The sequence below is a fragment of the Streptomyces sp. NPDC055103 genome (genome assembly GCF_053607625.1).
This window is the reverse complement of sequence record NZ_JBSGTX010000017.1, coordinates 21,816-45,259: the sequence shown is the minus strand read 5'-3', so window position 1 is coordinate 45,259 and position 23,444 is coordinate 21,816. Positions and strand designations below refer to the sequence as shown.

Annotated in this window: 21 protein-coding genes and 1 pseudogene; 11 read left to right on the top strand and 11 right to left on the bottom strand. The window is 70.6% G+C overall.

The genetic code is table 11. From position 1 onward, the window contains the following. Positions 1 to 18: 18 nt before the first annotated feature. The 7 genes from ACWFR1_RS13765 to ACWFR1_RS13735 all read right to left on the bottom strand — a co-directional run bounded on the left by ACWFR1_RS13765 (position 19) and on the right by ACWFR1_RS13735 (position 7,619). Entirely contained in the window at positions 19 to 1,980 is a 1,962-nt protein-coding gene (locus tag ACWFR1_RS13765) for a galactose oxidase-like domain-containing protein (RefSeq protein ID WP_453550228.1), read from the bottom strand. Positions 1,981 to 1,983: 3 nt separating this feature from the next. Next, the gene (locus tag ACWFR1_RS13760; RefSeq protein ID WP_453550226.1) at positions 1,984 to 3,813 is read right to left on the bottom strand and encodes a glycosyltransferase family 2 protein; all 1,830 of its coding nucleotides are present in this window, start codon (positions 3,811 to 3,813) and stop codon (positions 1,984 to 1,986) included. A 90-nt stretch (positions 3,814 to 3,903) separates the two neighbouring features. Then, positions 3,904 to 4,599 (bottom strand): TetR/AcrR family transcriptional regulator, encoded by a 696-nt coding sequence (locus ACWFR1_RS13755; protein ID WP_453550224.1) that lies wholly within the window; start codon positions 4,597 to 4,599, stop codon positions 3,904 to 3,906. After that, entirely contained in the window at positions 4,596 to 5,255 is a 660-nt protein-coding gene (locus ACWFR1_RS13750) for a DUF4166 domain-containing protein (protein ID WP_453550371.1), read from the bottom strand. Before ACWFR1_RS13750 ends, ACWFR1_RS13755 begins: the two co-directional genes overlap by 4 nt. Before the next feature lie 32 nt (positions 5,256 to 5,287). After that, a complete protein-coding gene (locus ACWFR1_RS13745) occupies positions 5,288 to 6,010 on the bottom strand; it encodes a hypothetical protein (RefSeq protein ID WP_453550222.1) in 723 nt (240 codons plus the stop codon). Positions 6,011 to 6,174: 164 nt separating this feature from the next. Next, entirely contained in the window at positions 6,175 to 6,756 is a 582-nt protein-coding gene (locus ACWFR1_RS13740; protein ID WP_453550220.1) for a hypothetical protein, read from the bottom strand. Positions 6,757 to 6,806: 50 nt separating this feature from the next. Then, positions 6,807 to 7,619 (bottom strand): class I SAM-dependent methyltransferase, encoded by an 813-nt coding sequence (locus ACWFR1_RS13735; RefSeq protein WP_453550218.1) that lies wholly within the window; start codon positions 7,617 to 7,619, stop codon positions 6,807 to 6,809. Positions 7,620 to 7,707: 88 nt separating this feature from the next. On the opposite strand from ACWFR1_RS13735, the gene ACWFR1_RS13730 reads away from it, so the two are divergent. Beyond that, positions 7,708 to 8,436: a GntR family transcriptional regulator gene (locus tag ACWFR1_RS13730; RefSeq protein ID WP_453550216.1), complete on the top strand. Its 729-nt coding sequence runs from the start codon at positions 7,708 to 7,710 to the stop codon at positions 8,434 to 8,436. Between the two features lie 81 nt (positions 8,437 to 8,517). Next, positions 8,518 to 8,868, top strand: a complete 351-nt coding sequence (locus tag ACWFR1_RS13725) for a hypothetical protein (RefSeq protein WP_453550214.1) — start codon at positions 8,518 to 8,520, stop codon at positions 8,866 to 8,868. Positions 8,869 to 8,877: 9 nt separating this feature from the next. Here ACWFR1_RS13725 and ACWFR1_RS13720 read toward each other — a convergent pair. Then, positions 8,878 to 9,048, bottom strand: a pseudogene (locus ACWFR1_RS13720) (thiamine-binding protein); the annotation flags it as partial. A 14-nt stretch (positions 9,049 to 9,062) separates the two neighbouring features. Between ACWFR1_RS13720 and ACWFR1_RS13715 the strand changes: the two are divergent. Next, positions 9,063 to 10,448 (top strand): recombinase family protein, encoded by a 1,386-nt coding sequence (locus ACWFR1_RS13715; protein ID WP_453550211.1) that lies wholly within the window; start codon positions 9,063 to 9,065, stop codon positions 10,446 to 10,448. A 178-nt stretch (positions 10,449 to 10,626) separates the two neighbouring features. Here ACWFR1_RS13715 and ACWFR1_RS13710 read toward each other — a convergent pair whose 3' ends face one another. Further along, positions 10,627 to 10,977 (bottom strand): DUF3817 domain-containing protein, encoded by a 351-nt coding sequence (locus tag ACWFR1_RS13710; RefSeq protein WP_453550209.1) that lies wholly within the window; start codon positions 10,975 to 10,977, stop codon positions 10,627 to 10,629. A 123-nt stretch (positions 10,978 to 11,100) separates the two neighbouring features. Between ACWFR1_RS13710 and ACWFR1_RS13705 the strand changes: the two genes are divergently transcribed. From ACWFR1_RS13705 to ACWFR1_RS13690, 4 genes are all read left to right on the top strand, one after another. Next, on the top strand, positions 11,101 to 11,739 hold the full coding sequence (locus ACWFR1_RS13705; protein WP_453550207.1) for an AIM24 family protein: 639 nt from the start codon (positions 11,101 to 11,103) through the stop codon (positions 11,737 to 11,739). Further along, the gene (locus ACWFR1_RS13700; protein WP_453550204.1) at positions 11,739 to 12,389 is read left to right on the top strand and encodes an AIM24 family protein; all 651 of its coding nucleotides are present in this window, start codon (positions 11,739 to 11,741) and stop codon (positions 12,387 to 12,389) included. The genes ACWFR1_RS13705 and ACWFR1_RS13700 overlap by 1 nt, the downstream gene beginning before the upstream one ends. Continuing rightward, positions 12,386 to 13,171: an AIM24 family protein gene (locus ACWFR1_RS13695; protein ID WP_453550201.1), complete on the top strand. Its 786-nt coding sequence runs from the start codon at positions 12,386 to 12,388 to the stop codon at positions 13,169 to 13,171. Before ACWFR1_RS13700 ends, ACWFR1_RS13695 begins: the two co-directional genes overlap by 4 nt. Positions 13,172 to 13,254: 83 nt before the next feature. Beyond that, positions 13,255 to 13,731 (top strand): MarR family winged helix-turn-helix transcriptional regulator, encoded by a 477-nt coding sequence (locus ACWFR1_RS13690; protein WP_453550199.1) that lies wholly within the window; start codon positions 13,255 to 13,257, stop codon positions 13,729 to 13,731. A gap of 68 nt (positions 13,732 to 13,799) precedes the next feature. Here ACWFR1_RS13690 and meaB read toward each other — a convergent pair whose 3' ends face one another. Next, entirely contained in the window at positions 13,800 to 14,756 is a 957-nt protein-coding gene (meaB, locus tag ACWFR1_RS13685; protein ID WP_376399954.1) for a methylmalonyl Co-A mutase-associated GTPase MeaB, read from the bottom strand. Between the two features lie 50 nt (positions 14,757 to 14,806). Then, entirely contained in the window at positions 14,807 to 16,009 is a 1,203-nt protein-coding gene (locus ACWFR1_RS13680; RefSeq protein ID WP_453550196.1) for an acetyl-CoA C-acetyltransferase, read from the bottom strand. A 137-nt stretch (positions 16,010 to 16,146) separates the two neighbouring features. Between ACWFR1_RS13680 and mce the strand changes: the two genes are divergently transcribed. From mce to ACWFR1_RS13660, 4 genes are all read left to right on the top strand, one after another. Next, positions 16,147 to 16,599, top strand: a complete 453-nt coding sequence (mce, locus tag ACWFR1_RS13675; protein ID WP_453550193.1) for a methylmalonyl-CoA epimerase — start codon at positions 16,147 to 16,149, stop codon at positions 16,597 to 16,599. A gap of 224 nt (positions 16,600 to 16,823) precedes the next feature. Further along, positions 16,824 to 21,356 (top strand): polarized growth protein Scy, encoded by a 4,533-nt coding sequence (gene scy / locus ACWFR1_RS13670; protein WP_453550369.1) that lies wholly within the window; start codon positions 16,824 to 16,826, stop codon positions 21,354 to 21,356. Positions 21,357 to 21,470: 114 nt separating this feature from the next. Continuing rightward, positions 21,471 to 22,406 (top strand): cellulose-binding protein, encoded by a 936-nt coding sequence (locus ACWFR1_RS13665; RefSeq protein ID WP_453550191.1) that lies wholly within the window; start codon positions 21,471 to 21,473, stop codon positions 22,404 to 22,406. A gap of 67 nt (positions 22,407 to 22,473) precedes the next feature. After that, entirely contained in the window at positions 22,474 to 23,442 is a 969-nt protein-coding gene (locus ACWFR1_RS13660) for an ABC transporter ATP-binding protein (protein WP_453550188.1), read from the top strand. The last annotated feature ends 2 nt before the right edge of the window (positions 23,443 to 23,444 follow it).

The window sequence follows — 23,444 nt, the reverse complement described above, 5'->3', positions numbered from 1 at the left end:
GCCCGAAGGACCGGGAGCTCACCCCACCTGGATCCACTTCGCCTCGCTCGGGATGCCGTCCGCGTCCGTCACGAAGAGCATGTACCAGCCGGGCGGCACGAGCGTGCGGTCCTGCGGTACGTCGACGGTGACCGTCCGCCCGTCGCGGCCCTTCGTCAGGCCGAGTTCCACAGAGCGCTGTTCGACGTCCGTCGTGTGGGTGACGGCGCTGGGCCGCATCAGCCGGGCCTTGACGATCCGGCCGGCGTCCTGGGTCTTGAAGGTGGCGCGGCCGTTCTGGTCGAGCTCCTGCGAGCCCTCCCCCAGGACGGGCCGGTCGGCGCCCGCCTTGTGGAGGTAGGGCGGGGTGAAGACCTCGATGCGCTGCTCGAACGTACCGAGCTTGGTGTTGTCCTTGTCGTCGAAGAGGGGGTCGGAGCCGAAGGTGGCGACCCGGCCGTCAGGGAGCAGCAGCGCCTCGGAGTGGTAGTTGCGGCCGATGGTGGGTTCCGCGGCCTCGGCGAAGGCGTTGGCCTTCGGGTCGTAGAACTGCGCCTTGAGGATGTCGCTGCCGCTGCGGCCCCGGTACTCCTTGGATCCGCCGCTGGTGAAGACGGTGTCGTCCGGCAGCAGGACGCTGCTGAGGTAGCGGGTGCCCTGCGGGAGCGCGGGCCCGTCGGTGAAGACGGGGCTGTCCTGGGAGAGGTCGATGATCGAGGTGCGGGCGGTGGACTTCGGGGACTCGCCGACCCCGCCGCCGCCGAGGACCATGACCTTCTGGCTCTGGACGGGCGGCAGCATCAGGGAGGCGGAGGTCTCCAGCTGGTCGGGGTCGGTGAGCCCGCCGAGCTTGGTGAAGGAGTTCTTCTTCAGGTCCCACAGGCCGGGTTCGCGGCCCTTCTCGGCGGGGCCGTAGCCGGCGTTGGAGCCGGTGTAGAGGACCTTGCCGCCCTTGGTGAGGAAGAGGGAGGGGTAGGTGGGGAAGTAGTGGAAGGGGCCCTTGGACCACTTCTTGGTCTCGGGGTCGTAGATCTCGTTGTCGCCGGGGACGACGTCTCCGACGTCGTTGAGCCCGGAGACGGCGAGGACCTTGCCGTCCTCGAGGGTGAGGAGGGTGGGGTACCAGCGGGCGTCCTTCATGGGGGCCACGGGGATGTACTTCTCGGCCCGGGGGTCGAACTCGTAGGCGCCCTTGATGCCCTGGAAGTCCTGCTTCTCGGTGGTGAGCTTCTGCGCGAGGCCGTAGACGTTGTCGGCCTCGTCGCCCTTGAGGCCGACGACCTCGTACTGCGCGGCCTCGGTGGTGAGGGCCTGCGGGCCCGGCTTGCGCGCCTCGACGAAGACCCGCGCCTCGGCGGCGGTGACCTTGGTCTCCCACGGCTTCATCTGGCCGCTCTTGAAGTACGAGATCTCGAACTCGCGCTTGGCCTTGGGGACGGTGACGTCGAACTTGGAGACGTACTCGACCCCGGACGGCGAGCGGAAGACGGTGCCCTTCTTGAGGGTGACCGCCTTGTCGGGGCTCTCGTTCTTGACCCGCATGCCGCCGCCGGCCTTCTCGACCCCTTCTTCGAGGACCTCGTAGCGGGCGGTGCCGCCGGCGACGAGCAGCCGCCCGTCGGGGAGCTGGGTGTGTCCTGAGCAGAAGAAGTCCACGGGGGTGGGGATCTTCTTGAAGGTGTTCTTCGCGGGGTCCCAGAGGATGGTCTCGAAGGTCCCGGCGTCGAAGTTCTTCTGGTCGTTGCCCGAGCCGGCGATCAGCAGCACCTTCCCGGTATGCAGGAGGGCCGCGTGGATGGCGTTGATGCGGTACTCGTCGGGGACGTCCAGCTCCGCCCAGGAGCCGTACCGCTTCTTGTAGCCGGGCTGGGCGATCTTGTAGGCGTGGTACTTCTCCTCGGCGAAGGAGACGGCGGCCGGGGCGTTCAGTGCGGCGAGGACCATGACGGCCCCGCTGCCGAGCAGCGTCTTCTTGAGCTTCTTCGACGGCCGGTAGGCCATAACTCAGTTCCCTCCGGTCGTCGGGGCCGGGGCCGGTGCGGGTGCGGGTGCGGGTGCGGTGGGCGGAACAGCGGTCGGGCGGACTGCGATCGCTTCTCGGGCGTCTGCGAGCCCACGGGTTCGGGCCCGTGCCCGTGCGCGGTCCCGGACGCGCTGGACGCGCCGGGCCCGTACCGTCGTCCACGCCCAGAGGGAGACCGGGGCCAGGGCGATGACCAGGGCGAGGGACGCCCAGGTGCGCATGGCCGCGTGGGTGTGGCCGTAGTGGACGGAGGCCACGAGCGAGGCGATGAGGACCGCCGCCCAGTAGAGGTGGATGCGGAAGGTGGCGATCCGGTCGGGGCTGGCCTCGCCGCCCTTGGGGGTCACGACGAAACGGCCGCGGGTGCGGAGGACCGCCGAGCCGAGGGACTTGAGGTAGATGGGCGCGGAGAGCGCGGACATCGCCATGCCGGCGAGGCCGCCGGAGCCCTCGGGTTCGTGGGGCGAGACGTTGTGGCGCCGGTTCCAGAGGTAGAGCCCGATCTGGAGGGCGACGGCGTCGCTGTAGATCATCAGCCACACCGAGGTGGAGACCTGGGTGCCGGAGGCGCCGAACCAGAGGTAGAGGACACCGCTGAGGATGCCCACGAACCAGTTGACGGCCGTCATCGGGTAGTAGACGAGCATCAGCGTGTAGTTGAGGAAGCGGCCCGGCGGGGTGCGGAAGGGTGCCTTCCAGAACTGCCTGACGATCGTCTCGTACGTGCCCCGGGACCAGCGCAGCTGCTGGGTGAAGAAGTCGGTCCAGGAGGCCGGGCCCTCGCCGACGGCGAGGACGTCGGGGGTGTAGACGGAGCGCCAGAAGTGGCCGGTGCGCGGGTTCTTCCTGCGGTGCAGTTCGAAGCCCGTGGCCATGTCCTCGGTGATGGAGTCGTACAGCCCGCCGATCTGCTTGAGGGCGGAGATCCGGACGATGTTGTTCGTGCCGACGAACATGGGCGCGCGGTAGCGGTTCCCGGCCCGCTGGATGAGGGCGTGGAAGAGGAACTGCTGCGACTCGGCGGCCTTGGTGACGATGTTGGTGTAGTTGCCGTACACCTGCGGTCCGACGACGAAGGCGATGTCGGGGTCGCGGAAGTAGCCGAGCATCCGCTCCAGGAAGTTGGGGAGCGGGACGTGGTCGGTGTCGACGGAGGCGAAGAAGTCGTACGCGTCTCCGTGCATGGCGAGCCAGGCGTTGTAGTTGCCGTGCTTGGTCCTCGCCTTGTGCACGCCCTTCTTGCGGTTCCACTCGGGGACGCCGGCCCGGGTGAAGTGGCGTACGCCGAGCTCGGCGCAGAGCGCCTTGGCCTCGGCGGAGTCGCCCTCGTCGAGGAGCCAGATGTCCAGCGGCCCGTCGTGCCGCAGCCGGACGGCGCCTTCGAGGGTGCCGCGGACCATGGAGAGCGGTTCCTTGCCCGGGACGTACGTGGTGAGGAACGCGACGCGGGTGCCGGGCTCGGCGCGGACGGGTATCGGGTCGCGGGCGACCATGGTGGCGTGGGCGATCGACGTGACGTTCACCAGCATGAAGAAGCAGATGAGGCCGATCGACACGAGCATCACGGTGTCGAGGTGGACGAGCCAGGCTTCGCCGCCCTCGCGGACGGTCCAGTGGCTCGGCCAGACGAGATAGGCCAGGAGCAGCGCCGACAGGAGCGGCGCGAGGCACATCAGCAGGACGGCTCGTATTCGGTGCGGCTCCTTCGAGAGCAGACTTCGGTACTGCACCGTGTAGGCCGCCGGGTCCGGTTCGGTCAGCGGACCGGCGAGTCGGCTGTAGGTGTCGTAGTCGTAGCCTCCCGGCCGCACGGTGCCTCCAGCTGTCGTCGAACGGGTCGATACCCCAACAAAAGGGGACTTCGTTCGGCGTGTCGACTGGAGTAGTCCGAGTGGGCGTCCTTACCGGCCGCGACCGCTCTGTCGACGCAGCGTGTACGTGACGGCCTTCCGGGCGACCGGGTTCAGCTCCTCGATCGCGGCCATCAGGGCGCCGAGCTGCTCCAGGGCGGTGAGCGCGGCCTCCGCGCCGGCCGGGTCGACGCCCTCGTACAGTTCGAGGCCGACGAAGGAGGCGGCGACGGCGCGGGCGAGCCCGGCGGGGTCGGTGAACCCGTCGAGCGGGGTCCCGGCGAGGACCCGGACGAGGACCTGCTCGATCTCGGCGATCCACAGGTCGAGCCCGGCGGCGGTGGCCGGGGCGAGCCGGGGGTGGGTCTGGGCCCCGGCGAGCAGCTGGCCGAGGACGGCGACGTGTCCGGCGTCCCGCTCCTCCTGGTGCATCTCGCGCCCGAAGGCGAGCAGCTCGGAGAGGCTGCCGACGGAGCGGAGCCGCTCGCGGTGACGGGCGACGCGCAGCTCGGCGCCGCGCCGGCAGGCGGCGGCGAGCAGCTCGTCGACGGAGCCGAAGTGGTAGAAGACCAGGGCCTGATTGACTCCGGCGGTGGTCGCAATCGCGCGCGCGGAGGCCTTGGCGATGCCCTGCTCGACGAGGGTGCGCAGAGCGCCGTCGAGCAGCTTGTCCCGGGTCTCCTGACTCCGCGCGTCCTGACCTTTCGGTCCACCGGCGGCCTTCCCGACAGCGGTCTCCGCACTCACGCCCGTACCTCCTCGCGCACCGGGCGCAGCCCCGCGCGCACCCCCTGCGAGCGTACGTCGGCGTACTCGGCGGTGAACGACCCCTCGTAGCCGAAGAGCGGCCCGAAGTACCGGTTCACCACCCGGACGTTGATGCGGAAGCGCCCGGTGCGCTCGTCGAAGGACTCGCGGACCTCGGCCCGGCCGCCGATCAGTTCGGGGACGCGCACGTCCAACGGGCCTTCGCGGAAGCGGTGTTCACCGGAGGCGATGAGGAGCGAGCCGTCGGGTTCGGCGGACAGGTGCAGATCGCTGGCGAGGTGCTGGTGGGTGCCGAGGTAGTCGAGGACGCAGCCCCGCTCGGGGCTGTGGACCATGATCGCGTCGAAGCGTCGGGGACCGCCGGGCAGGGCGAAAGTCCGGACGAAGGTGACGGTCTCGCGTCCGTACAAGTCGGCGTACGGCACGTTCTCGATCGTGAAGGGGACGTCCCGGCCGGTGCGGGGCAGCAGGATGTTCCGCGACCCGCCGACCGCGAGGAACGGCTTCACGAAGGCCCTGCCGTGCCAGACGCGGTCCATGACGCCCCGCCCGACGCACAGCTCCCCGCTCGCGAGCCCCACCGAGAAGCGCCGCCGGAGCTCCGGGTGGAGCCGCTCGAAGGCGGCGTCGCCCATGGCGGTCCGGAAGATCGAAGCGGGGCTCGCGGTCACGGCTGCTCCAGGGTGACGAGGAGCCGGGGCTCCCGGGTACGGGCGGGCGGGGTGCGCAGACAGCGGCGGGCCGCGGGGGTGCGCGACGAGGGCGGTACGAGGACGGCGGCGGCGAGTCCGAGGACGGTGAGCGGCACGGCGGCGAGCGAGACCGACCCCAGCGGCAGCGAGGCCGCGACGAACGGCACGGCCACGACCAGCAGCCGAGCGGAGGTCTCGATCAGCCAGCGATTCCGTGAGCCCTCCGGAGTGACGCCCTCCTCGCACCAGAGCCGCAGCCGGTCGAAGGACCAGGCCGTGGCCCAGCCCATGAGGGGCCGGAAGAGGAGCCGGTCGGCGGCGCGGCCGAGGCGGCCCCAGCGGGGCCGGTAGTCGTAGCCGGTGAGGAAGCGGACGCCGTCGGGCGTGGGGACGTACCGCCAGTACCCGCTGCCCTCGGCGAGGAGCGAGAGCGGGTGCGACGAGGCGAAGCGGAGGGCGGAGACCCGGTCGCCGCCGGCCCGGTGGCGCTCCCCCGCGGAGACACCGGTGCCGGCGACGACCAGGAAGGGCAGGACGCGGGTCGCGTACCGGAAGTGCTGCGGCTCGCCCTCGACGGGCGGGAGGTAGGAGATCTCCGTGAACCTCAGGTCCCACCGCTGATGCCGGTCGGGTTCCTGCGTGCGACCCCAGAGCGTCTCCAGGTCCGCGCGCACCAGCGTCTCGATGTAGAGGCCCATCGGCGTTCCCCCAGCTCAACCGGCATCTTGAGCGACCGCTCAAAACTGCCCCGCGAGGAAGGTAACTGATTTTGAGCACTCGCTCAACCAGCGGACAGAGAGAAACCCCGGCCCTGGATCAGGACCGGGGACGAACGGTTCAGGTCGCTTGGGGCAGGGACGCTCTACCAGTGATGCCAGACCTCTACGGGGGCGATGTCCCAGGAAGTGCCCGCGATCTCCCCCGTTTCGAAGAACAGGGCCCAGGTCACGACGGCGTCGCCGGAGCGCTGCGCGCCCAACTCGACCTCGAAGCTATGGCAGGACAGGTCTCCCCCGGGGCTGGCCCGGAGCCCCGTCTCGCGCTCGATCGCGTAGGCCTCCATCTCGCGAGAGAGTTCGGACGGCACACGACCGATCAGCCGGATCCCCTCGTGGGTGACCTGTGGGCCGACCAGTCCGTCGACGAGCACGCACGTCAAACCTGCACCATCGACGAAGTAGCACTTCACCGCTGGCCGACTCCGGCGTAGCTCGGGCTTGCCGAACTCGACGCACCACTGAGATCGACGCGTCGAATGCCAGCCCCCGAGGTCACGGTGCTCGGCGCTGAATCCGCGCCCTGCCATGACGGCGACGGCATCGTCCCGATTCATTCCAAACCCCAGCGGTCCGATGATCCGGTGGGGGACGTACCCCCACTGGTCCCGATCGGAGTCAGCGAGCACCGCCCAATAGCCCGTGTCCACGACCTGATGATCGTCCATGCAGCTCCGCTCAGCACAGTCGAACCGGAGAGATCCAGAGGAAGGGCGCCCTAAACCCGCGCGACCGCGAGCATATGTGAGCTCGCCGCGAGCAGGTCCGGGTGCGGCTCGGCAAGACGGGCCGCCGTCAGCGCCGCCTCGAACATCGGCGAGTCGATCAGACTCTCCTTGGTGTACTGCTCGGTCGCCTTGAGGGCGGCCCACACCGGCCCCTCGATTCCATACACCACCGGGTCCCGCAGACCGGCCTCGCTCAGTTCCGTGACCAGCCCATCTCCCGTATGGAAGTACGAGCTGGTGAAGCCCTTTCGGCCGGGCGCATGGACACCCGTGACGAGGATGTCGGCCACGGCGTCGCGCACCCGGTCGACAGTGAGCATGGTGGTTGCGACGTGCTCGAAGAGCGAGGCGTAGCGGCCGATGGCCGCTGCAGCGACGAAGCCACCCGGGCGGACGACGCGAGCGGCCTCGCGCAGGGCTTGGACGCGGTCGCCGTGATCCAGCAGGTGGTAGAGCGGCCCGAGAACGAGAGCCACGTCGTACGTGCCGTCGGGCGCGCCCAGGGACCGCGCGTCCCCGAGTTCGGCACGGAAGCCTGCCACCGCCGCCGCCTCCACGTGGCGCGGCACAGGATCGATGAGATCCACCTCGTACCCATCCTTGGTGAGCCACCGGGCGTGCGCGCCGGGACCGCCGCCGATGTCGACGATCCGGGCAGGCGCTGGAGGCAGATACCTCCGTAGCAACTCTTGTGTGCGGACCATCTCCAGGACGCCGTCGGCACTGCCTGTCAGCCGCTCGGACTCGTCGATGGTCTCGCTGTAGAAGGCGATGATCTCGGGACCTACGGAGGGTGTGGGCATGGTTGCGATTGTGACCGCTGGTGGCGTGAGGTGGTAGCCCCTTAGCCTGACCGGTCAACCGGTCAGGCCAACAGAGCAAGGAACGCACATGCCCCTTTTGAAATACGAGCAGATCGCGGAGAGCCTGCGGCGCCGCATCGCCGACGGAGAGTTCGGTTCCGGCTCGCTCCTGCCGTCCAGCCGCGACCTGTGCGAGCAGTGGGGCGTTTCACGCGCAACCGCGATCAAGGCCATGGAGGCGTTGCGCGCCGACGGGCTGGTGATGCCTCATCAAGGTCGAGGCTTCTCCGTGGTCGAAACTCCGGTAGCGCGGCCGGCGGGTGGGCGTGGCGCGGGGACCAGCAGGACTCAAGGAGGGATGCCGTTCAAGCGACTGGGTGCACCGGAGCTGCTCGTACCGCCCTCCCATATCGCCGAGGCCCTTGGCCTGGAGAGCGGCGTACGAGCGCTACACCGGGCCCGGTTGGCGCTCATGGACGACAACCGGCCGCACTCCTACACCGTGGCGTGGTTCCCACCGGACATCGCCGACGCGTGCCCTCGCCTGCACCAGGGTGGCCCGATCGCGGAAGGAACCACTCACTACGTACGACGCACCACCGGACGTGGGCCGGTTCGGGGCGCGGACATCACCTCGGTCCGCCTGGCAACCAGCGCCGAGGCGGAACACCTTCGAGTGAAACGACCCTGCGCAGTGGCGGTCGTACTGCACACCGCGTACGACCACGAAGAAAGGCCTCTGGTCTGCGAAGAAGGTGTCATGCCGGAGGGCACGTGGGAACGAACGGACAACTATCCCATGGGCCAGGTGGATTGACTGGACCGGTGGACCGGTCCAGCCTGAATCCGACAGCAAGCACACATACCGTGCGCTCGTCATGCCGGAAGGAGCACCCGCATGCCCACACCACCCGAGGAACCCCGCCCCTGCGAGCCGAGCCGGGCCCTGCGCTTACGGGCCGCCGACGGATGGGAGCGGTTCATGCGCCGTGGCCAGGGGCAGGCCGGACGGGAGGACGCCCTTCATGTGGTCGGCCCCGACGGCTACGAGCAGCACCCGCTCCTGAACACGCTGGTCCGCGATGTCGCCTCGCGCGGCGTGGGCCGCCTCACCGCCGTCACCCACAAGCTTCAGGAAAGCGGCCGCCCGGTTCGCCTGGCGCACATCCGGCCTGCGTCCGGTATCGAGTGGACCACGGCAGCGGACAACATCCGTCCCGTGCCGACCGAGCGCAACGCCACTTCATGACCGTCGGCGTCAGCCGGCCAGGTACCGCTCCACCGTCTCGACCTTCTCGGTCAGGCCGCCCGTCACACCAGGACGGATGTCCACCTTCAGGACGACCGAGACACGCGGGGCGCGCGCCTCCACGGCGGCGACGGCACGCTTCATGACATCTATCACCTCATCACGTTCATCGTAAAAAGAGCAGGTTGGAGCACATGACGACGTTAGGCATCTACCTCAGGCTCAGTCGCGAGTCGGACGACAGCGCCAGTCTCGACACGCAGCGCGCCGCCGCCCACCGCTGGCTGGAGGCGCACGGCTACGACCCGTCGGACGCCGTGGAGTACTCGGATGCGGGAGTCAGCGGAACCAAGCCACTGGAGGACCGTAAGGCCATGTCCGGACTCATGGCCGACAGGCCGTCCGTTGTGGTCGCGTGGAAGCTCGACCGCTTCGCGCGATCCGTGAGTGAGTTCCTGCGCCTGGTCGCCTGGGCCGAAGCTCACGGCGTGGCCCTGGCGACCACGGACAACTCGATCGACACGACGACGCCGACGGGGCGCATGGCGGCCACGGTCCTGTCCGCGCTCGCGGAGTGGGAGCGCAACATGATCGCGTCCCGCATTACCGACGGGCACGCCACGCGTCGAAGCCAGGGCCGCTGGTCCAGTGGACGCCCACCCTTCGGATACCGAATCGAGCGCAGGGACGGGGCCGCCTATCTCGCCATCGATGACAACCAGGCCGCGTCGGCCCGCGATGCAGTCAACGCTCTCGTCAACGGCTCCACGGTGGCCGCCACGGCGCGCATGACGGGCCTGTCAGAACCTCAATGGCGGCGACTCCTGAAGTCCCCCACACTGCGTGGACAGCGCGCCCACAAGGAGGAGTTGGTCTGCGAGGCGGACGGCATCACGCCCATTCAGTTCGCGCCCCCGATCCTGGCCGCCGCAGAGCTGATGGCGGTCCGTGAGCGAATGCTGGCCCTCGCGACCGGAGCCGATCGGGCGCCCCGCCGCGCTACCCCCATGTGCTCCGACATGGCGCAGTGCTATCGCTGCAAGGGACGCCTGAACGGAGGCACGTCGGACAAGGGCGTCCCGCTCTATCGCTGCAAGGCCGGTCACGTCACCATCTACGCGGAGACCCTGGACACGCGCGTGGAGAAGGACTTCTTGGCCGCCTTCGGTACGTACGCAGAGACCGTGGTCCGCCTGGACGGGGGCAACGACCTGTCCGCCGAACTGCTCGAAGCGAAGGAGCAGGCGGAGCGACTGGCCGCACGCATGGCCACCGCCGGCCCGCTAATGCTGGGAACCCTGGAGAGCCTGGCCCAGGACCTGGAAGACACGTATGCCCGCCTTCGAGACGCTCACAACCCTGACGTTCGGGAAGTCCAGGTGGCCACCGGGCAGACCATGGCGGATGCATGGGAGGCATACGACGCGTCAGCCCGGTCCCGGCTCCTGTCGGGCATGGGATTGCAGGTGACGCTTCACCCGAAACAAGCGGCCGATCGTCTGACGGTGTCCTGGGGGCTGAAGCCTGAAGACGCGGCGGAAGCCGCGCTGGAAGACATCGCCTGGCAGGAGGCGTCATAGCAGCACCTGGTACCGACTGCGGCCCGTCGCCGGGTCCTCTTCCAGTGGCGGGCCGCTCCCCTGCTCGCGACGAACCCGCCCAGGGCTCCACGCCGGAGCGCCGCAAGGGTGGCACCCCTCACGCGAAATCCAGGCACCGCGGCGATTCAAGCCAGCGGGGTCACCGAGAACGCGACGATCACGCCTTCACCGCATCCCCGGCGCCGGCGACGGCGCGGGCGGCGGCGACCGCGTCGGCGGCCTCGCGCTTCAGCTTGCGCTCGGCGTAGAAGCCGCCGAAGGGCAGCACCGAGAGGACGAAGTAGAGCGCGGCGGTGCCGAAGCTCCACTTGGTGCGGTTCCAGGCGTCCAGCCAGAAGAGGACGTACAGGATGAACAGCACGCCGTGGACCGCGCCCATGACCGGCACCGCGTTGAAGTCCGTCGTCCGCTTGAGTACCGAGCAGACGAGCAGCAGCAGGAACGAGACGGCCTCCGGCGCGGAGACGAGCCGGAGCCGGTGGAGCGAGGAAGCGGTCTTGATGTCCACGGAGGGGGTCACCTTCGTTCGATCTTGTGAACGCGCGATCTTGTGAACGGATGCACAAGGGCCCGTCCATTGTGCACGCCGACTTTGCTGTCTCTTTATCCGGGTCCCCAGTACCTTCAGCGGGTGGCAACGTTCCGACTCCAAGGCAGCAAAGTGCTCGCCGTCTCCATGACCGGTGACGCCGTCAAGGCGAAGAACGGCTCGATGGTCGCCTACGACGGCCAGATGGCGTTCAAGAAGATGAGCGGTGGCGGTGAGGGTCTGCGGGGCATGGTGACCCGCCGGCTCACCGGTGAGCAGATGGAGGTGATGGAGGTACGAGGCCAGGGGACCTGCTGGTTCGCCGACCGGGCCTCCGAGATCAACCTCGTGTCCCTGCACGGCGACAAGCTCTGGGTCGAGGCGAGCAATCTGCTCTGCACCGACGCGGGGCTGCGCACCGGCACCAGCTTCACGGGGATGCGCGGCGGCGCGACCGGCAACGGTCTCTTCACGACGACCGTCGAGGGCACGGGCCAGGCGGCGATCATGTCCGACGGCCCGGCGGTCGTGCTGCGGGTGACCCCGCAGTACCCGCTGCAGGTCGACCCCGGCGCGTACATCGCCCACCAGGGCAACCTCCAGCAGCACTTCCAGTCTGGTGTGACCTTCCGCACGTTCATGGGCGAGGGCGGCGGCGAGGCCTTCCAGATCCGCTTCGAGGGGGACGGCCTCGTGTACGTCCAGCCGAGCGAGCGGAACACGATCGGGGGCGACGTCTGATGCCGTTCCGCGAGATCAACTCGAAGATGGTCGAGGCGACCGTCATCCCCGGGCAGCGGATGTTCAGCCAGCGCGGGGCGATGCTCGCGTACCGCGGCGACGTCACTTTCACGCCGAACATGGCGGGCGGTCAGGGCGGCGTGATGTCGATGATCGGCCGCCGGGTGGCCGGCGAGGCGACGCCGCTGATGAGCGTCGAGGGCAACGGCACGGTGATGTTCGGGCACGGCGGCCATCACATCCAGGTGATCGCACTGACGGGCGACACCCTGTACGTCGAGGCCGACCGGCTCCTCGCCTTCGACGGCACCCTGGAGCAGGGGACGATGTTCATGGGCTCGCAGGGCGGGGTCATGGGCATGGTCCGCGGCCAGGTGACCGGCCAGGGCCTCTTCACCACCACGCTCAAGGGCCACGGCTCGGTGGCGGTCATGGCGCACGGCGGGGTCATCGAGCTGCCGATCACCCCGGGCCGCCCGGTCCACGTGGACCCGCAGGCGTACGTGGCCCACCACGGCGACGTACGGAACAAGCTCTCCACCGCGCTGGGCTGGCGCGACATGGTGGGGCGCGGCTCGGGCGAGGCGTTCCAGCTGGAGCTGAGCGGCAGCGGCGCGGTGTACGTCCAGGCCTCGGAGGAGAAGCTGTGAGCACCCCGGTGATCCACGACCCGACGACGCTTCCGTCGGACGACAACGTGAACCCGTACACCTTCTGCGTGGAGCTCAAGGGCTCCCAGTGGTTCCTGCAGAAGGGCAAGATGATCGCCTACTACGGGCGGATCGAGTTCAACGGCATCGGGCACGGGAGGCTGGACCGGCTGGTCCGTACGTCGTTCCACTCGCCGCTGCACGCGAGCGACTGGGTGGTCGCGGAGGGCAGCGGCAAGATGCTGCTCGCGGACCGGGCCTTCGACGTGAACTCGTTCGACCTGGACCAGGGCAATCTGACGATCCGTTCGGGCAACCTCCTCGCCTATCAGCCGACGCTGGCGCTGAAGCAGTCGATCGTGCCGGGCTTCGTGACGCTGATCGGCACGGGCAAGTTCGTGGCCGCGTCGAACGGTCCGGTGGTCTTCATGGAGCCGCCGATGCGGGTGGATCCGCAGGCCCTGGTGGGCTGGGCGGACTGCCCCTCGCCGTGCCACCACTACGACCACGGCTACATGACGGGCGTGATGGGCGGTGTCCGGGCCCTGACGGGTATCGGCGGGACGTCGGGCGAGGAGCACCAGTTCGAGTTCGTGGGGGCGGGTACGGTCCTGCTGCAGTCGACGGAGCTGCTGATGGCGGAGCGGGCGATCGGCGGCCCGCCGGCGCAGGCGGGGGTCCCGGGCGGTCAGGGATCACATGGTTCCGGCCAAGCTGTGCCAGGCTCGGTACCGCGCCTTCCCGGCCAGCTCGGCGACCTGCAGCGGCGCTTCGGTCTGTGAGCGGTAGTCTGCGGAGTGTGACGTCTTCGAACGCACGCTCCCAGACTTCGTCAAGTATTCAACTTCTTAGGTAGAATCCATATATGGAGACCGAGACCGCCACCCCGTGGCTCACCGATGGCGAGCAGTGCGCCTGGCGCACCTTCCTGGACGTACAGAGAATGCTGACGTACCAGCTGGAGAGGGACCTCCAACCGTTCGGTCTGACGATGAACGACTACGAGATCCTGGTGAACCTCTCGGAGTCGGCGGAGCGGCGGCTGCGCATGAGCGACCTCGCCACGGCCACCCTCCAGTCGAAGAGCCGGCTCTCCCACCAGATCACCCGGATGGAGAACGCCGGACTCGTCCGGCGCGAGAACTGCGAGTCCGACCGGCGCGGGCTGTATGCCGTCCTCACGGACGAGGGCATGGAGACCATGCGCAAGGTCGCCCCGCACCACGTCGAGTCGGTGCGCAGGCACTTCATCGACCAGATGGCCCCCGAGGCCCTCGGCGACCTCCACGAGTCCCTGAAGCCGATCGCGGAGCAGCTGCGCGGGCGGCGCGGCAAGCCGTAGCGGTAGCCGTAGCCCGCGTACGCGAAAGGGCCTCCCCGGCGCTGCGGGGAGGCCCTTTCGCGTACCGCTCAGTTGCCCGTCAGGCTCGCGACCAGCTCGTCGGAGGCCGCGTACGGGTCGAGGTCGCCCGCGACGATCCGCTCGGCGAGGGCGTCCAGGCGCCGGTCGCCGTGCAGGTCGCCGATGCGCTCGCGCAGGGCCGTGATGGTGATCGTCTCGACCTCGCGCGCGGCACGGGACCGGCGGCGGTCCGCGAGCACCCCGTGCTCCTCCATCCACGCGCGGTGCTTCTCCAGGGCCTCGACGACCTCGTCGATGCCCTCGCCGCGCGCCGCGACCGTCTTGACGATCGGCGGCCGCCAGTCACCGGCGGACCGCGCCTCGCCCAGGCCCAGCATGTGGTTGAGCTCGCGGGCGGTGGCGTCCGCGCCGTCCCGGTCGGCCTTGTTCACCACGTACAGGTCGCCGATCTCCAGGATGCCCGCCTTCGCGGCCTGGATGCCGTCGCCCATGCCCGGCGCGAGGAGGACGACCGAGGTGTCCGCCTGGGAGGCGATCTCGACCTCGGACTGCCCGACGCCGACCGTCTCCACGAGGATCACCTCGCAGCCGGCCGCGTCCAGGACGCGGATGGCCTGCGGGGCGGACCAGGCGAGGCCGCCCAGATGGCCGCGGGTGGCCATGGAGCGGATGTAGACGCCCGGGTCGGAGGCGTGCTCGGACATCCGGACCCGGTCGCCGAGCAGCGCTCCCCCGCTGAACGGGGAGGACGGGTCGACGGCCAGGACGCCGACCCGCTTGCCCGCCCGCCGGTACGCGGAGACGAGCGCGGACGTCGACGTGGACTTGCCGACGCCGGGCGAGCCCGTCAGGCCCACCACATAGGCGTTGCCGGTCAGCGGCGCGAGCGCCGCCATCACCTCGCGCAGCTGCGGGGACGCCCCCTCCACGAGCGAGATCAGCCGGGCCACGGCCCGCGGCCTGCCCTCGCGCGCCTGGGCGACGAGTGCGGGGACGTCCACCATCTGCACTGCTCCTTAGGTGCCGGATTACTTGCCGGTCGCTTGCCGGCGACTTACTTGCCGGCGACGCGGACGATCAGTGCGTCGCCCTGACCGCCGCCGCCGCAGAGGGCCGCGGCGCCGATGCCGCCGCCGCGCCGCTTGAGCTCCAGGGCGAGGTGCAGCACCACACGGGCGCCGGACATGCCGATGGGGTGGCCCAGGGCGATGGCGCCGCCGTTGACGTTCACCTTCTCGGGGGTAACGCCGAGGTCCTTCATTGACTGGACGGCGACCGCGGCGAAGGCCTCGTTGATCTCGATCAGGTCGAGGTCCTCGACGGTCAGGCCGTCCTTCTTCAGGGCGTGCAGGATCGCGTTGGACGGCTGCGACTGGAGGGAGTTGTCCGGTCCGGCCACGTTGCCGTGGGCGCCGATCTCGGCGATCCACTCCAGGCCCAGCTCCTCGGCCTTGGCCTTGCTCATCACGACGACGGCGGCGGCGCCGTCCGAGATCTGCGAGGAGGTGCCGGCGGTGATGGTGCCGTCCTTGGCGAAGGCCGGGCGGAGCTTGCCGAGGGACTCGGCGGTGGTCTCCGCGCGGATGCCCTCGTCCTTGGAGAAGACGACCGGCTCGCCCTTGCGCTGCGGGATCTCGACCGGGGTGATCTCGGCCTCGAAGATGCCGTTCTTCTGCGCGGCGGCGGCGCGCTGGTGCGACAGCGCGGCGATCTCGTCCTGCTCGGGGCGCTTGATGCCCAGGCGGGTGTTGTGCTTCTCCGTGGACTCGCCCATGGCGATGTTCTCGAAGGCGTCGGTGAGGCCGTCGTACGCCATCACGTCGAGCATCTCGATCGCGCCGTACTTGAAGCCCTCGCGGGACTTCGGCAGCAGGTGCGGCGCGTTCGTCATCGACTCCTGGCCGCCGGCCACGACGATGTCGAACTCACCCGCGCGGATCAGCTGGTCCGCCAGAGCGATGGCGTCGAGACCCGACAGACACACCTTGTTGACGGTGAGGGCCGGGACGTTCATCGGGATGCCGGCCTTGACGGCGGCCTGGCGCGCGGGGATCTGCCCTGCCCCCGCCTGGAGCACCTGGCCCATGATCACGTACTGGACCTGGTCGCCGCCGATGCCCGCACGGTCGAGGGCGGCCTTGATCGCGAAGCCGCCGAGGTCCGCGCCCGAGAAGGACTTGAGCGAGCCGAGCAGGCGGCCCATGGGCGTACGGGCACCCGCGACGATCACTGAGGTGGTACCGGTCGTTCCAGACATGAGGCACGGCCCCTAGGGATGAGGAGTGAACGAGGGTTTACCGCCAATGTACTGAGGGGCGCGCCACGCGGTCACCGGCCAAAGGGTGTGATCGCGCGCACGTTGCGTAACCGCCCTCCTGGCGCTGCACTAGGGGCATGCTGACGCGAATCGACCACATCGGGATCGCCTGTTTCGACCTCGACAAGACTGTCGAGTTCTACCGTGCGACCTACGGTTTCGAGGTCTTCCACACCGAGGTCAACGAAGAGCAGGGCGTCCGCGAGGCCATGCTCAAGATCAACGAGACCTCCGACGGCGGGGCCTCCTACCTCCAGCTCCTGGAGCCGACCCGGGAGGACTCGGCGGTGGGCAAGTGGCTCGCCAAGAACGGCGAGGGCGTGCACCACATCGCCTTCGGCACGGCGGACGTGGACGGGGCCTCCGAGGACATCCGCTCCAAGGGCGTCCGCGTCCTCTACGACGAGCCCCGCATCGGCTCGATGGGCTCCCGCATCACCTTCCTGCACCCCAAGGACTGCCACGGCGTACTCACGGAACTGGTCACCTCGGCCGAGCCGTCCGCTGACCACTCCTCAGCGGAGCACTGACCTCCGGATTCCTGGCCCGGTAGAGTGGGCGACTCCGGGCCGGGGCCGGTCGGGGCTGCCCCGCGTGGCACCGAAGTCGGGATGTCGGGGTCGTCCGATCTGCCACGATTCCCCGGGGGTCCGTCCTCGTCGGTGAGGGCGGTGCTCGTTGGAGTGTTGAGACCAGGGTTGGGGTCTCCCCTGCTCGAACGAAGTCGAGAGCTCGGGGAAGGATGGACCGCGCAGTGCGGGGCTACGAACGCCAGGAGAGCCACCGAGCTGAAGACGACCATCTCGCCAGGTTCGAAGCCGAGATGGACCGGCTGAAGACCGAGCGGGAAAAGGCCGTCCAGCACGCCGAGGACCTCGGTTACCAGGTCGAGGTCTTGCGTGCCAAGCTCCACGAGGCGCGCCGCACCATCGCGTCCAGGCCCGCGTACGACAGCGCGGACATCGGCTACCAGGCCGAGCAGCTGCTGCGCAACGCGCAGGCGCAGGCCGAGCAGCTCCGGCAGGACGCCGAGCGCGAGCTGCGCGAGGCCCGTGCCCAGACGCAGCGCATCCTCCAGGAGCACGCCGAGCACCAGTCCCGGCTCCAGGCCGAGCTGCACAACGAAGCGGTCCAGCGCCGCCAGCAGCTGGACCAGGAGCTCAACGAGCGCCGCCAGACCGTCGAGGCGCACGTCAACGAGAACGTCGCCTGGGCCGAGCAGCTCCGCGCCCGTACGGAGTCCCAGGCCCGCCGTCTCCTGGAGGAGTCCCGCGCGGAGGCCGAGCAGTCGCTCGCCACCGCCCGCGCCGAGGCCACCCGGCTCGCCGAGGAGACCAGCCGCCGCGTCGGCGCCGAGGCCGAAGCGGCCCGCGCCGAGGCCGAAGCACTTCTGCTGCGCGCCCGCAAGGACGCCGAGCGGCTCCTGAGCGCCGCCTCCAGCCAGGCCCAGGAGGCCACGAGCCACGCCGAGCAGCTCCGCTCGACGACGACCGTCGAGACGGACCAGGCCCGCCGCCAGGCCACCGAACTCTCCCGCGCCGCCGAGCAGCGCATGGCCGAGGCCGAGGAGAAGCTCCGCTCGGCCCGCGCCGAGGCCGAGAAGGCCCTCACGGAGGCCAAGGACGCGGCCGCCAAGCAGCTCTCCTCCGCCGAGTCCGTCAACGAACAGCGCACCCGTACGGCCAAGGCGGAGATCGCCCGGCTCGTCGGCGAGGCCACCAAGGACGCCGAGGCCCTCAGGACCGAGGCCGAGGAGAAGCTCCGCGAGGCGACCGCCGAGGCCGAGAAGCTCGTCACGGAGGCCTCCGAGAAGGCCCGTACGGCCGTGGCCGAGGACTCCGCCGCCGCGCTCGCCAAGGCCGCGCGCAGCGCCGAGGAGATCCTCACCAAGGCCTCCGAGGACGCCCGCGAGACCACCCGCAAGGCCACGGAGGAGGCCGAGCGGGTCCGCCGCGAGGCCGAGGCCGAGATGGACCGGCTGCGGGCCCGGGTCGAGGAGCAGGCCGACGAGCTGCTCGGCTCCGCGAAGGACGACACCAAGGAGTACCGCGCCAAGACGGTCGAGCTCCAGGAGGAGGCCCGCCGGCTGCGCGGCGAGGCCGAGCAGCTGCGCGCCGAGGCCGTCGCGGAGGGCGAGCGGATCCGCGGCGAGGCCCGGCGCGAGGCACTCCAGCAGATCGAGGAGGCGGCGAACACCGCCGAGGAGCTCCTCACCAAGGCCCGTACGGACGCCGACGAGCTCCGCACCAAGGCCGGCACCGAGGGCGAGCGGGTCAAGTCGGAGGCCGTGGAGCGCGCCCAGACGCTCCGCGCGCAGGCCGAGGAGACCCTGGAGCGCACCCGCGCCGAGGCCGAGCGGCTGCGCGCCGAGGCCGAGGAGCAGGCGGAGGCGGTCAGGGACGCGGCCGAGAAGGCCGCCGCCGGGCTGCGCGCGGACGCCGAGCGGGCCGCCGAGGCCCGCCGCGCCGAGGCCGCCGAGGAGCTGACCCGGCTGCACACCGAGGCCGAGGCCAAGGTGACGGCGGCGGGCGAGGAGCTCACCGACGCCCGCGCCGAGAGCGAGCTGATGCGGCGCGAGGCCGCCGACGAGACGGACCGGCTGCGGACCGAGGCCGCCGAGCGCATCCGTACGCTCCAGGAGCAGGCCGAGCAGGAGGCCGAGCGGCTGCGCGCCGAGGCCGCTTCGGACGCGTCCACCGCGCGTACCGAGGCCGAAGCCGCCGCCGTACGCCTCCGCACGGAGGCCGGCGAGGAGGCCGAGCGCCTGAAGTCGGAGGCGCAGGAGACCGCCGACCGGGTGCGCGCGGAGGCCGCGGCCGCCGCCGAGCGGGTCGCCGCCGAGGCCGCAGAGGCGCTGGCCGCCGCGCAGGAGGAGGCCAACCGGCGCCGCCGCGAGGCCGAGGAGACGCTGGAGTCGGCCCGCTCCGAGGCCGGCCGCGAGCGCGAGCACGCCCGCGAGCAGTCCGAGGAGCTGCTCGCCGCCGCCCGGAAGCGCGTCGAGGACGCGCAGACCGAGGCGCAGCGCCTGGTCGAGGAGGCGGACGCGCGGGCGACCGAGATGGTCGCCGCCGCCTCGCGAGCCGCCCAGGAGGTGCGGGACTCGGTGGCCGGTCTGCGCGAGCAGGCCGAGGAGGAGATCTCCGGGCTGCGCAGCGCCGCCGAGCACGCCGCCGAGCGGACGCGCACCGAGGCGCAGGAGGAGGCGGACCGGGTCCGGGCCGACGCGTACGAGGAGCGGGAGCGGGCGTCCGAGGACGCCTCCCGCACCCGGGCGCGCGCCCACGAGGAGTCGGAGGCCGCGAAGGCGCTGGCCGAGCGGACCGTCGGGGACGCGATCGCCGAGTCGGAGAAGCTGCGGGCGGACACCGCGGAGTACGCGCAGCGGGTACGGACCGAGGTGACGGACTCGCTCGCCTCGGCGGAGCAGGACGCGGCCCGTACGCGGGCTGACGCCCGGGACGACGCGAACCGGATCCGTTCGGAGGCCGCCGAGCGCGCCGAGACGCTGGTCGGCGAGGCGCGTGCGGAGGCGGACCGGATCGGCGCGGAGGCCGCGCAGGTCCTCGACGAGGCGCGCACGGCCGCCGACAAGCGGCGCTCCGACGCCGCCGAGCAGGCCGACAGCCTCGTCGGCGAGGCGACGAGCGAGGCCGAGCGGCTCACCGCCGAGGCGATCGCGGAGGCCGAGCGGGTCACCCGCGAGGCGACCGCGGAGGCCGAGCGGCTCACGGTCGAGGCCGCCGAGCTCCTGGAGAGCACCGAGCAGGACGCGCGGCGGCTCCGGACCGAGGCCGAACAGGTCAAGGCCGACGGGGAGGCGCACGCGGAGGCGCTGCGGACCGCGGCGATCGCCGACGGCGAGCAGGTCCTCGACGAGGCCCGCAAGGCCGCCGACAAGCGGCGCTCCGACGCGGCCGAGCAGGCCGACGCGCTCATGGCGGAGGCGACGAGCGAGGCCGAGCGGCTCACCGCCGAGGCGATCGAGCTCATGGAGACGACCGAGCAGGACGCGCGGCGGCTCCGGACCGAGGCCGAACAGGTCAAGATCGACGGGGAGGCGCACGCGCAGGCCCTGCGGACGGCCGCCCTGGCCGACGGCGAGCAGGTCCTCGACGAGGCCCGCAAGGCCGCCGACAAGCGCCGCTCCGACGCGGCCGAGCAGGCCGACGCGCTCATCGCCGAGGCGACGAGCGAGGCCGAGCGGCTCACCCGTGAGGCGGGCGAGCTGGCCGACGCGGTCGCGGCCGACGCGCGCGCCGAGGCGGAGCGGGTCGCGGCGGAGGCCGCCGAGCAGGCCGCGCGGACCGTCGCCGAAGGCGAGCGGGCCAAGGCCGAGGCGGAGGCCGCGGCGGCCGCGACGGTGGCCGCGGCGCGGCAGGACGACGAGCGGATCCGCGGCGAGTCGGAGCGGCTCAGGGCGGACGCCGAGGCGGCGGCCGAGCAGATGCGGTCGGAGGCCCGTGAGGAGGCGGACCGGACGCTCGACGAGGCCAGGGACGCCGGCGCGCGGAAGCGTTCCGACGCGGCCGAGCAGGCGGACCAGCTCATCGCCAAGGCCCAGGAGGAGGCGCTGCGCGCCACCACCGAGGCCGAGACGCAGGCGGACACGATGGTCGGCGCGGCCCGCAAGGAGGCCGAGCGGATCGTCGCCGAGGCGACCGTCGAGGGCAACTCGCTGGTGGAGAAGGCCCGTACGGACGCCGACGAACTGCTCGTCGGGGCGCGCAGCGACGCGACGGCCATAAGGGACCGGTCCGAGGAGCTGCGGGGCCGTGTCGAGGGCGAGATCGAGGAGCTGCACGAGCGGGCGCGGCGCGAGACGGCCGAGCAGATGAAGACGGCCGGCGAGCGCGTCGACAAGCTCGTCAAGGCGGCCACGGAGCAGCGCACCGAGGCGGACGAGAAGGCCAAGGAGCTGATCTCCGAGGCGAGTTCCGAGGCGAGCAAGGTCCGCATCGCGGCGGTGCGCAAGGCGGAGGCGCTCCTCAAGGAGGCCGAGCAGAAGAAGGCCTCGCTGGTGGCGGAGGCCGAGGGCATCAAGGCGGAGGCCGAGCGGGTGCTGGCGGAGGCCGAGGCCGAGGCCGCGAGGACCGTCGCGGAGGGCAAGCGGGAGCTGGAGGTGCTCGTGCGGCGACGCTCGGACATCAATGCCGAGATCTCCCGTGTCCAGGACGTGCTGGAGGCGTTGGAGTCTTTCGAGACTCCGTCAGCGGGGGCGAAGGACGGGCTCAAGGCGGGTGCGTCGACGGGAGCCACTCGTTCGAGTGGCAAGTCCCAGGACGGGTAGCCACTCAAAAGGCTGGACATTCTCCAGATCAAACGGGCATACGCTCGATGACACGCCGCTTCGGCCCCTAGGATTCCCTCTAACACCTCACCGGTCTCATTCGACAGGAAACCCATGAGCGACACTTCCTCCCCCTTCGGCTTCGAGCTCGTGCGGCGCGGTTACGACCGCGGTCAGGTGGACGACCGCATTACCAAGCTCGTTTCCGACCGCGACAGCGCGCTGTCCCGCATCACCTCGCTGGAGAAGCGCATCGAGGAACTCCACCTCGAAACGCAGAACGCCCAGGCGCAGGTCACCGACGCCGAGCCGTCCTACGCCGGCCTCGGCGCCCGCGTCGAGAAGATCCTCCGGCTCGCCGAGGAGGAGGCGAAGGACCTGCGCGAGGAGGCCCGTCGCGCCGCCGAGCAGCACCGCGAGCTGGCCGAGTCGGCCGCCCAGCAGGTGCGCAACGACGCGGAGTCCTTCGCGTCCGAGCGGAAGTCGAAGGCCGAGGACGAGGGCGTCCGGATCGTCGAGAAGGCGCAGGGCGAGGCCAACTCGCTGCGTGCCGAGGCGCAGAAGGACGCGCAGTCGAAGCGCGAGGAGGCGGACGCCCTCTTCGAGGAGACCCGCGCCAAGGCCGCCCAGGCCGCCGCGGACTTCGAGACCAACCTGGCGAAGCGCCGCGAGCAGTCGGAGCGGGACCTGGCCTCGCGTCAGGCGAAGGCCGAGAAGCGCCTCGCCGAGATCGAGCACCGCGCCGAGCAGCTCCGCCTGGAGGCCGAGAAGCTGCGTACGGACGCGGAGCGCCGCGCCCGTCAGACGGTGGAGACCGCCCAGCGCCAGGCCGAGGACATCGTGGCCGACGCGAACGCGAAGGCCGACCGGATCCGCAGCGAGTCGGAGCGCGAGCTCGCGGCGCTGACGAACCGCCGCGACTCGATCAACGCGCAGCTGACCAACGTCCGCGAGATGCTGGCGACCCTGACGGGTGCCGCGGTCGCGGCGGCCGGCTCCCCGATCGACGACGAGCGCGCGGCCGGCGTCCCGGCCCAGCAGTCCCGGTAACACCCCGTGCGAAAACCCCCTGTCACTCCGGTGGCGGGGGGTTTTGCGCGCCCTTAGGTTGGTACGCATGATCGAGCTTGAGGGCCTGACCAAGCGCTACGGGACGAAGACAGCGGTCGACCATCTCTCCTTCCAGGTCCGGCCGGGCGTCGTCACCGGATTCCTCGGGCCGAACGGGGCGGGCAAGTCGACGACGATGCGGATGATGCTCGATCTGGACAACCCGACCAGCGGTACGGTCCGGATCGACGGCAAGCACTACCGGGACCTCGACGAGCCGCTGAAGTACATCGGCGCGCTGCTCGACGCCAAGGCGATGAACGGCGGCCGTTCCGCGTACAACAACCTCCTGTGTCTCGCGCAGTCCAACCGGATCCCGCGGAGCCGGGTGGGCGAGGTGCTCGACCTGGTGGGTCTGACGGCGGTCGCGCGGAAGAAGTCGAAGGGTTTCTCCCTCGGCATGGGCCAGCGGCTCGGTATCGCCTCGGCGTTGCTCGGCGACCCCGAGATCCTGATGTTCGACGAGCCCGTCAACGGTCTGGACCCCGAGGGAATTCACTGGATCCGCAATCTGATGAAGGCCTTGGCCGGCGAGGGCCGGACGATCTTCGTCTCCAGCCATCTGATGAGTGAAATGGCGCTGACGGCCGATCATCTGATCGTGATCGGCCAGGGAAAGCTGCTGGCCGACACGTCCATGGCCGATTTCATCCAGCAGAATTCGCGGAGTTATGTACGGCTGCGCTCCCCGCAGCAGGAACGCCTGCGGGACGCCCTCCACACCAACGGATTCATCGCGGTGGAGGCGGGCAACGGGACCCTTGAGGTGGACGGGGCGACGACCGAGAAGCTGGGCGAGCTGGCGGCGGAGTACGGGCTCGTGCTGCACGAGCTGAGCTCGCAGCGCGCCTCGCTCGAAGAGGCCTTCATGCAGATGACGGCCGGTGCGGTGGAGTACCACGCGCACGGCACCGACGTACACGGCGCCGCGTCGGCGCCCGGCCCCCGGTGGGGCTCGACCTCCGAGGGAGCCTGAAC

What these genes read in the sequence shown, in the direction of transcription:
- ACWFR1_RS13725 (WP_453550214.1), top strand. Translation starts at nt 8,518, where the DNA reads ATGCCCACACCACCCGAGGAACCCCGCCCCTGCGAGCCGAGCCGGGCC.
- ACWFR1_RS13765 (WP_453550228.1), bottom strand. Translation starts at nt 1,980, where the DNA reads ATGGCCTACCGGCCGTCGAAGAAGCTCAAGAAGACGCTGCTCGGCAGC.
- mce (WP_453550193.1), top strand. Translation starts at nt 16,147, where the DNA reads ATGCTGACGCGAATCGACCACATCGGGATCGCCTGTTTCGACCTCGAC.
- ACWFR1_RS13745 (WP_453550222.1), bottom strand. Translation starts at nt 6,010, where the DNA reads ATGGGCCTCTACATCGAGACGCTGGTGCGCGCGGACCTGGAGACGCTC.
- ACWFR1_RS13660 (WP_453550188.1), top strand. Translation starts at nt 22,474, where the DNA reads ATGATCGAGCTTGAGGGCCTGACCAAGCGCTACGGGACGAAGACAGCG.
- ACWFR1_RS13680 (WP_453550196.1), bottom strand. Translation starts at nt 16,009, where the DNA reads ATGTCTGGAACGACCGGTACCACCTCAGTGATCGTCGCGGGTGCCCGT.
- ACWFR1_RS13700 (WP_453550204.1), top strand. Translation starts at nt 11,739, where the DNA reads ATGCCGTTCCGCGAGATCAACTCGAAGATGGTCGAGGCGACCGTCATC.
- meaB (WP_376399954.1), bottom strand. Translation starts at nt 14,756, where the DNA reads ATGGTGGACGTCCCCGCACTCGTCGCCCAGGCGCGCGAGGGCAGGCCG.
- ACWFR1_RS13735 (WP_453550218.1), bottom strand. Translation starts at nt 7,619, where the DNA reads ATGCCCACACCCTCCGTAGGTCCCGAGATCATCGCCTTCTACAGCGAG.
- ACWFR1_RS13715 (WP_453550211.1), top strand. Translation starts at nt 9,063, where the DNA reads ATGACGACGTTAGGCATCTACCTCAGGCTCAGTCGCGAGTCGGACGAC.
- ACWFR1_RS13730 (WP_453550216.1), top strand. Translation starts at nt 7,708, where the DNA reads ATGCCCCTTTTGAAATACGAGCAGATCGCGGAGAGCCTGCGGCGCCGC.
- ACWFR1_RS13690 (WP_453550199.1), top strand. Translation starts at nt 13,255, where the DNA reads ATGGAGACCGAGACCGCCACCCCGTGGCTCACCGATGGCGAGCAGTGC.
- ACWFR1_RS13665 (WP_453550191.1), top strand. Translation starts at nt 21,471, where the DNA reads ATGAGCGACACTTCCTCCCCCTTCGGCTTCGAGCTCGTGCGGCGCGGT.
- ACWFR1_RS13750 (WP_453550371.1), bottom strand. Translation starts at nt 5,255, where the DNA reads ATGGGCGACGCCGCCTTCGAGCGGCTCCACCCGGAGCTCCGGCGGCGC.
- ACWFR1_RS13740 (WP_453550220.1), bottom strand. Translation starts at nt 6,756, where the DNA reads ATGGACGATCATCAGGTCGTGGACACGGGCTATTGGGCGGTGCTCGCT.